The organism is Mycobacterium sp., assembly GCF_049278535.1.
Lineage (GTDB): Bacteria > Actinomycetota > Actinomycetes > Mycobacteriales > Mycobacteriaceae > Mycobacterium.
In genome coordinates this window covers 24,903-33,137 of sequence record NZ_JBAPMI010000075.1, presented here as the reverse complement: position 1 = coordinate 33,137, position 8,235 = coordinate 24,903, and the positions used below count along the sequence as shown (strand labels likewise).

Genomic DNA, 8,235 nt, shown 5'->3' with positions numbered 1-8,235 from the left:
CTGCGCGACCACCTCGTCGTGCGCGGGGCGGTAGACCCACTGCTGCAGGAACGGCAGGTTGTAGGCCGGGGCCGCTACGCCCCAGAACCGCGTGACGAACTCGTTGAAACCGCGGCGCTGCGGTATCTGCGTCACTTGGTCGAGGTGTAGTAGATCGTGTCGGCCATCGACACCGAGTCGCTGGTCTGCGGAACCGGCGGAAGGCCATGCTCAGCCAGCAGCGCACTCATCGGCTGGCCGATCGAGCGCCAGCCCAACCCGTCGAGGTACTCGGCGACGTCGGCGCGGTCGCCTTCGTAACCGAGCTCCTCGAAGTTCAGATCGAAGCCGTGGGTGCGCCACTGCTCGGTGGCCTGCTGCATCAACTCGCGAGCCTTCTCCCGATCGACGTCGGGCATGTCCGGGATGGCTTCGGTGGCTAGCCGGCTGCCGTCGGTGCTGAGCGCAGAGATGTTGTCCAGCAAGCGGTCTTGCGCTTCCGGCGGCAGGTAACCGAGGAGCCCCTCGGCGATCCACGCGGTCGGCTGGCTCCGGTCGAAACCGGCCTCGGCCAGCGCGGCGGGCCAGTCGTTACGCAGGTCAATGGCGACCGTGCGGCGGTCAGTGGACGGGCTCGCCCCCAGCTCGGACAACGTCTGGGTCTTGAACGCGATCACCTCGGGTTGGTCGACCTCGAAGACGGTCATGCCGGCGGGCCAGTCCAACCGGTAGGCGCGGGCGTCAAGACCGGAGGCCAGAATCACCGCCTGGCGGATACCTGCTTCGGTCGCCTCGTGGAAGAACGCGTCGAAGAAACGGGTCCGGGCGGCCATGGCGTCGGGCATCTGCTGGAGCTTCCAGCTGGAGTCCGCGGTGTCAACGTTCGCGGCGTCCAACTCACCGGCGGCCCATCGGCTGAGGAAGTCCACGCCGACGGCTCGCACGAGTGGCTCAGCGAATTGGTCATTGATCAGGGGGTTGTCGGCCTTGGAGGCGACGGCTCGGGCCGCGGCAACCATCGTGGCTGTTGCTCCAACGCTGGTCGCGAGGTCCCAGGTGTCGTTATCGGTGCGCGGCATGCGTGCTCCTTGAATAGTCGGGACATACTTAGTTAGCATAACAAGTATTTAGTTGATCTATCAAGTTGGTGTTCATCTGGCGACGTGCCGGAGAGGTTGACGGAGAGGGGTTGCACTCCATCTAGCCTCGGTAGGGCAGGCGAAGTAGATCCGCAGCTGCACCCGCCCACTCTGTCAAGGAGTCACATGACCGTTGTCGATGGTCTGCCGTCCCACGCGCTGCTGGTTCATTTCATCGTGGTTTTCGCGCCTTTGACTGCCCTGCTGGTGATGCTGTGTGCGCTGTGGAGCGCCGCGCGGCGGCGTTTGGCGTGGGCGACGCTAGTGCTCGCCGTCGTGACAACGGTGCTGACTCCGATCACGACCGGAGCCGGCGAGTGGCTGTTCGATCTCAGGCGCAACCCCACCCCGATATTGCAGGAGCACGCCGCGCGCGGCAGCTTGATGATCTACTTCGCGGTGGCGCTGCTCGTCGTCGCGCTTGCGCTGGTGGTGCTGCATGTGGTCGAGAGTCGATCCACGAATAGTCGGCTGGCGGTGAATGTGATCATCGCGATTGTCGCTCTCGCGGTGGGCATTTCGTCGATTGTTCAGGTGTACCGTATCGGTGACGCCGGCGCCCAGTCGGTGTGGGGCGGTGAAATAGCCCGGCTGAAGAAGGCCAACGGGACTTAATTCGGGGGACGGCGGCTTAGTGACTAGGTCGGCGTGAACTGGCTCAGATCGTAGATGCCAATGCTCTTTTCGATGTCGGCGACCTTATCGACCACCCCTTGAAAGCCCGCTGCGCCGAAACGTCGGTGTTCCTCGTCCTCGAAGGTCTCAGCCATGTCGCGAAACTCGGCAGCGGACACTACGTCGCGCAACGCGGGGAAGACGACCGTATCCTCCTGTGCCTCGTGTGGTTCATACATGCGGATGAACGCTGACATGTCTCGAAGCAAGGCTTCTTGCGGTGGCTGATTGAGCGCAGCTGCTCCAGTGCTGGCGGCGAGCACCCGATCCGTGAGCACGCGACCGCGTTGGTGCTGGGTGCGCAAAACGGCGACGAGGTCGGTGAGTTTGTCTGCCGCTTCCAGCTTGGGGAATACATATTGTTCTTCGAGGTGCTCGTGGTAGTCCTCGATGAAGGTTCTTACGATCTCCGCGCCCGCGTTGATCGCTTGGCCGGGACTTGGCTCACCGGCTTGCAGGCGGCGGATCCCTTCTCGGTATATCAGTAAGACCCGTTTGAGTACTCCATGCTCGCGCATCAAGTCTTCCGGTGGAGTGACCGGCACGTCTTCTTTCGACGGCGGGCCAGACTGGCCTGCATTGGGTTTGGTCTGCGAGCTACCGCACGCGGACAAGGCGATCACACCGGCTGTCGATACTGAAATCTCGAGAAGGTGACGGCGGCGCATGGCCGGTGGCGTCGGTTCTGTCACGGCAGCACCTTTCTTCGCTGTGTCTAGTCATTACACGCCGCCGGTGTGGATCAGTGGTAGGTGACAATCCGCGTCAGTCGCTGATCGCGGCGGTGATTCGGGCGACGCGGCGTCCGATGGCATCGATCCGTTTACGTGCCAGCGCCTCCAGCGGATGGACGGCCACAATCATCGCGACCCGGCCGCGGGGGTCGAAGACGGGCGCGGCGATCGTCGCCACCGGCTGGGCCCGACGCGGGGTGTCGTCATCGGACAAAAAGCCGATCGTGGTGAACTCCGTCAACAGCTGATCGGTGATCTCGCGGACGTGGTCGGGCAGTCCGTCACTGGGCAGCGTTCCCATCACCTGGGCGGCCTGGGTCAATGCCGGTGTCGTGCAGTCCACGTCGAATCCCCGCTGACGGGTGCGAGATAGCACCTCTTCGAGGCGGCGTGTGAGCACGGCGTTGGTGGCCGCGCTGCGCTCGATCCAGGCCCGCTGCTCTTCGGGGGTATCCCAGGCGGCGAACGCGACTCCGAAGGGTGGGGCGTAACGGATCCGTTCGCCGGGTGCACCGCTGGACCGCTGGCCGGCGTCCTCAAAGGCGGTGATAACCAGCGAATCGCCGACTCGCTCGACAACCGATGTGGCATAGCCGAATTCCTCGGCAAGATCCAGCGCCGCCGTTCGGGCGCTGTGCGCCAACGGTCGGGCGGTTTCGACTCGGGTCGCCACCACCGCCAGCGCCGGCCCCAGCGAAAACGTCTTGTCCACCGGATCGCGACTAACCCAGCCGCGGTCGCGCAGCGTGGTCAGAATGGCGTGCGCGGTCGCTTGAGTCAGCGCGAGTTCGCGCACCACATCGGAAAAGCGCAGTCGGTCTTCGCCGGCGCCGGCGAGTAGTTCGACGACATCGAGCACGCGCGTGGTCGGGGGCGACGATGGAATATCTTGACTTCCTTTCGCGGCACTTCTTACCCTGAGCCTCAGATTATCGAGATGCTATCTCGAATAATCGAGACAGCCAAACACAGAGGAGTGCGGATGCGTGCGGTTGTGTTGCGTGACGGTCGACTCGATGTCCGGGAGGTCGCCGACCCGGTGCCCGGTCCGGGCGAAGTATTGCTGCGGACGCTGAGCACTGCGATCTGCGCGTCTGACGTGCACTTCATGGACCACCCAGAGATGGGGATCGATGATCCGACCGGCCGCTCGCTGTATGACGCGAACCGCGACATCGTGCTCGGCCACGAGTTCGTCGGAGAGGTCATCGGGTACGGGCCGGGCTGTGCTGAACAATTTCCGGTCGGCGCACGCGTGACCTCCATTCCTATCCGTGTGGTCAATGGCGGTGCCGATGGCGTGCGGATCATCGGTCAGCACCCGGAAGCGCAAGGCAGCTTCGGTGAATTGGTGGTTGTCGCAGAGACATTGGCCAAGCCGGTCGACGGCGATGTGTCAAGCGATGCCGCGGCACTGACCGACGCGTTCGCGGTAGGCGAGTTCTATGTACGCTCCGCCCGGATGGAGGCCGGAGAGATACCGGTGGTCATCGGCGCCGGCGCGATCGGCTTGTCCGCAGTCGCCGCGCTGGCCGGCCGGGGTATCGAGCCGATCATCGTGTCGGACTACAACGCTGAGCGCCGCGACCTGGCATGCGGCAGATTCGGTGCGCACATCGCGGTCGACCCCGCGGAACGGTCGCCGTTCGACGTATGGCGCGAGGTACGTGTCGAGCGTGGCTTGTGGGGCCCGATGGTCGTCTTCGAATGTGTCGGCGCCACCGGGCTGATCCAGAAGATCGTGGAGTCAGTGGACATAGGTACTCGGATCTATTGTGCGGGTGGGTGGTACACCGGCGACTCGCTGAGCATCACCGACGCGACCCGGCAGGGCGTCACCATACAATTCGGCGGCGGCCCGCACCCACAGGACTGGTATGGCACGCTCGACGCGATCGCTTCCGGTCGCCTGGATCCGCTGCCCAGCGTCGGTGCTGTCGTCGGCCTCGACGAGGTGCCCGACGCACTCGACCTCGCCCGAAAGTCCAGCGGCCCGGCGCGAATCATTGTCCATCCGAATGGAGACGCGAAGTGAGTGAGCGAGAAGATTGTCAGGACATCACCGATGTCTTGGTGCGCTATGCGACCGGGATCGATCGCCGAGACTGGCTGTTGTTCCGCACGGTCTTCACCGACGACTGCGAACTGGACTACGGCGAAGTCGGGTCCTGGAAGGGTGCCGACGCGGTCACCGAGTTCATGCAGCAGGCACATTCGATGGCCGGCCACACCATGCACCGGTTGACCAATCAGGTGATCACGGTGGACGGCGACACAGCCCAGTCGCGGACTTACGTCGACGCGCTGATCATGGTGGGCGACACCAACTCCGGGGTGAACGCCGTCGGCTTCTACGACGATGAGCTGGTTCGGGGCGACGACGGTTGGCGGGTCGCCCGCCGCCGGTTCATCCAGGTACGGGTGGCGCAGGTAGGGGAGCCGGCATGACCTTTGCGGACAAGTACGGCCCGTGGGCTTTGGTAGCCGGTGCGTCCGACGGTGTCGGCGCCGCGTTCGCCGAGGGGCTAGCCGAACGCGGAGTCAATGTCGTGCTGGTGGCGCGGCGTCAGGCTCTGCTCGACGACGTGGCGGCTGGGATCACCGATCGCGCTGGTGTTCAAACCCGAACGCTGGCAATCGATCTCGCTGGGCACGATGCGGCCTCGCAAGTGGCGGGCGCGATTGCCGATCTCGAGATCGGCTTTCTGGTCTACTGCGCCGGAGCCGATCCCAACTTCGAGCCGTTCCTGGCCAACCCGATCGCCACGGCCGAAGCGATGGTGCACCGCAACTGCGTGGTGCCGATGCAGCTGTGCCACCACTTCGCCCCGGCGATGGTGCAGCGGGGCCGTGGCGGCATCGTGCTGTTCGGCTCGGGCGCCGGACTCGCCGGTGGGCCGAACATGGTGGCCTACGGCGCCACCAAGGCGTTCGACATGGTGTTCGCCGAAGCGCTCTGGAGCGAACTGCACGACAAGGGTGTCGACGTGCTCGGCCTCATCCTCGGCAAGACCAACACCCCGGCATTGCGTCGCCTCGAACACAGTCGCGGTCACCTGAGCTCCGAAGACACCGCGCCGCCGGACGCCGGCAGTGTCGAGCAGGTGATTACCGAATCCTTCGAAAACCTCAGCAACGGGCCGACTTTGATGGTCGGTGACATGATGCGCGCCGTCGCACCGATGCTGGCATCGCTGTCACGCAACGAGGCCGTCAAGCTCTTCGCGCAGGCGCAGGCCGCGGCGATGGGCGGCGACTGACGGGTCAGCTGCTCACCTGTTTGATGAATACGCTGACGCGATTGATCAGAGCGTCGTTATTCTGTTCGAAGACAAGGCATTCCGGATACTCGGTGGGCACTCCGTCGATGTCGAAGTTCTCGCTCAGCTCGACATAGCACACCCGATCCGAGGCGTGTGAGATCCGATGCACGTCTAACCGGTAGCCCTCCAGGGCGGCGAACACGCCGCGCAGGAATGTCAGATACGGCTGCTTGCCGTTCACGACGTCGCGGTAGGGTCCTTCTCGGATCAGGTCCTCCTCCGCGATCGTGGCCGCCAGGCCGTCCCAATCGTGCACCGCCAAACACGCGAGATAGCGCTCTACGACCCCGGCGTCATCAGTTTGAGCCATGGCATCTTCATACGCCTAGCGCGGCGGCCCATCAATACCAAACATCCCAGGCCCCAAAGGACCTGGGATGTTTGGTTGGTGCCGGCTCGGACTTACAGGCCGAGGAACGCCAGCGGGTCAATCGCGGACGCCGCGGAACCCGCCGCTTCGGTGGCCGCCGAGGTCGCCACGTCCAATCCAGCGCCGAATGCGTCGGCCGGGTTCAACTGCAGGATGGCGTCGAGCCCGTTAACCAGGTTGGTCAGGTCGATGTCGCCGAACCGCGTCACCAAGGTGTCGGTCACGGTGTCGGGTGCGCCGTTGAGACCCGGGATCGCGGTGTAGACGTTCTCCAGCCCACCGATATTGAGGACGTCGTAGACAGATCCAACTGTCGGCAAATCGGCGGTAGGAGCGTCGCCGAGCGCCGTGGCGCCGGTGACGGTGAACTCGGTGTTGGTAAAGCCGAGCAGGTTGGTCACCTCGTCATTGGTGGTGATACTGCCGACCTGGTCGGTCGCCGAGGTGCCGTCGTAGATGTTGAAGTTCTGCGACGCCAGCGTCAACGTGATGCCGTCGACGGACGGTGTGCCGCCACCAAGGTCCAAAAACGGTGGGGCACCTAGGAGTTGCTCGACGGGGGTGAAGCCCTCGGCGCCGCCCGCGAGGGTCGGGTCGAAGGTAGTGCCACCGATGCTGAAGGCGTCGGCGCCGATGGCGCTGTCGCCGGCCTGCAGACCGGTGAGAGCGTCGCCCGGATCGAGCGGGTTGGCGTAGTTGACGCCGCCGAACAGCCCATCCAGGTTGATGTGGCCACCGTGCGGACCGACCAGGGTGTCGGTGACGGTGCCGTCGGCTCCCGGGGTTGCGGTGTAGACGTTCTCCCACCCGTGACCCAGGTTCATCGCGTCGTACACGGATCCCACCGTCGGCAGGCCGGTGGTGTCAGTGCCGTCCGTCGGGGTCACGCTTGTGACGATTAGTTGGGTGTTGGTGAGCCCCAACAGGTTTGTCACGTCCACACCCGTGTTGATGCTGCCGATCTCGGTGGCACTTGACCCGCTGCCGCTGTACACGTCGAACATCTGGGTGGAAAGACTTCCGCCGGCGGCGGGATCACCGAGTGACGAGCCGCCGATCTCCAGGAACGGTGCCGCAGTAGCGAGCGGGGTGATCGTGTCGAAGCCCTCGGCTCCCGTAGAACTGATCGGATCAAGCGTGAGACCGGCGATGCTGAAGGCGTCCGGTGCGCCGCTGATTCCGCTCACGTCGAGGCCGGTGAAGGCGTCGCCAGGATTGAGCGGGTCGGCAGCGTTGAAGCTGAACAGCGAACTCAGGTCGATGTCGTGGTGCGGCGTCACCAACGTGTCGGTCACGGTGCCCGGACTTCCGTCTGCTCCTGGCGTGGCGACGTAGACGTTTTCATACCCGTGGCCAAGGTTGAACACGTCGTAGACCGATCCCACTGTGGGTAGGTTCGCGTCGGTCGCGCCGCCGGTCGGGTCGACGCTGGCAACGGTGAACTCGCCGTTGGTGAACCCGAACAGGCTCGTGATTGTCTCGTTGCCTTCGATGCTCCCGAGGTCGGCGCCGGTGGCGGGGTTGAACACCTCGAAATCTTGCGGAGCCAGCGGAAGACCGAGCGCCGTGCCGCCACCGAGCTCCAGAAGCGGCGGAGCGGTGCTGAGCTGGGCGACGGGGTCGAAGCCCTCGACGCCGGTCGAGGTGAACGGGTCGAAGGTGTAGCCGCCGATCGTGAAGGCGTCCGCTCCGGCCGCCGCGGCAGCGCCGGTATCAGCTGCCGCCATCGCCACCTGCAGAAACGCGGTAGTGAACAGCCCGCCAGTGGCCGCCAAACCAGCTAGGACCAAACGGTGATGCATGTAATACTCCATTCAACGTGTGTTCAATAATCGAGGGCAGGCGTGGGTGTCATTACTTGTGAGTAACGTCAGGCACGCTACTCAGGAGTAATATAGAAAGTCAATACAAAATCTTGGGCAACTCTCAGGTTAGCAGCGAATTGCCAGCCTATTGACAGAGTGTCAGCAGGCCAGATCCGCGTCGACGACGATCTGGATCGCTGCTCCGTTGCC

Annotated in this window: 9 protein-coding genes and 1 pseudogene; 4 read left to right on the top strand and 6 right to left on the bottom strand. The window is 64.3% G+C overall.

The window, feature by feature from the left end:
* Nucleotides 1-135 (bottom strand): annotated as a pseudogene (locus WAO18_RS04445) (SAM-dependent methyltransferase); the annotation flags it as partial.
* On the bottom strand, nt 132-1,058 hold the full coding sequence (locus tag WAO18_RS04440) for a class I SAM-dependent methyltransferase (RefSeq protein ID WP_422204193.1): 927 nt from the start codon (nt 1,056-1,058) through the stop codon (nt 132-134). The pseudogene WAO18_RS04445 and the gene WAO18_RS04440, both read right to left, overlap by 4 nt.
* 186 nt (nt 1,059-1,244) lie before the next feature.
* Here WAO18_RS04440 and WAO18_RS04435 point away from each other — a divergent pair, with 186 nt between their 5' ends.
* Nucleotides 1,245-1,733, top strand: a complete 489-nt coding sequence (locus WAO18_RS04435) for a DUF2231 domain-containing protein (protein WP_422204191.1) — start codon at nt 1,245-1,247, stop codon at nt 1,731-1,733.
* A 23-nt stretch (nt 1,734-1,756) separates the two neighbouring features.
* Here WAO18_RS04435 and WAO18_RS04430 read toward each other — a convergent pair whose 3' ends face one another.
* Entirely contained in the window at nt 1,757-2,461 is a 705-nt protein-coding gene (locus WAO18_RS04430) for a hemerythrin domain-containing protein (RefSeq protein ID WP_422204198.1), read from the bottom strand.
* 97 nt (nt 2,462-2,558) lie between these two features.
* Nucleotides 2,559-3,386 (bottom strand): helix-turn-helix domain-containing protein, encoded by an 828-nt coding sequence (locus WAO18_RS04425; RefSeq protein WP_422204189.1) that lies wholly within the window; start codon nt 3,384-3,386, stop codon nt 2,559-2,561.
* A 123-nt stretch (nt 3,387-3,509) separates the two neighbouring features.
* Here WAO18_RS04425 and WAO18_RS04420 point away from each other — a divergent pair, with 123 nt between their 5' ends.
* The 3 genes from WAO18_RS04420 to WAO18_RS04410 are packed head-to-tail and all read left to right on the top strand — an operon-like array spanning nt 3,510 to nt 5,787.
* Nucleotides 3,510-4,562: a zinc-binding dehydrogenase gene (locus tag WAO18_RS04420; protein WP_422204187.1), complete on the top strand. Its 1,053-nt coding sequence runs from the start codon at nt 3,510-3,512 to the stop codon at nt 4,560-4,562.
* Entirely contained in the window at nt 4,559-4,975 is a 417-nt protein-coding gene (locus WAO18_RS04415) for a nuclear transport factor 2 family protein (RefSeq protein ID WP_422204186.1), read from the top strand. The genes WAO18_RS04420 and WAO18_RS04415 overlap by 4 nt, the downstream gene beginning before the upstream one ends.
* A complete protein-coding gene (locus WAO18_RS04410; RefSeq protein WP_422204184.1) occupies nt 4,972-5,787 on the top strand; it encodes an SDR family NAD(P)-dependent oxidoreductase in 816 nt (271 codons plus the stop codon). The genes WAO18_RS04415 and WAO18_RS04410 overlap by 4 nt, the downstream gene beginning before the upstream one ends.
* Before the next feature lie 4 nt (nt 5,788-5,791).
* Here the strand turns inward: WAO18_RS04410 and WAO18_RS04405 are convergent, their stop codons facing one another.
* Both WAO18_RS04405 and WAO18_RS04400 read right to left on the bottom strand, forming a co-directional pair.
* A complete protein-coding gene (locus tag WAO18_RS04405; protein ID WP_422204182.1) occupies nt 5,792-6,160 on the bottom strand; it encodes a nuclear transport factor 2 family protein in 369 nt (122 codons plus the stop codon).
* A gap of 92 nt (nt 6,161-6,252) precedes the next feature.
* A complete protein-coding gene (locus tag WAO18_RS04400) occupies nt 6,253-8,022 on the bottom strand; it encodes a hypothetical protein (protein WP_422204181.1) in 1,770 nt (589 codons plus the stop codon).
* Nucleotides 8,023-8,235: the final 213 nt, after the last annotated feature.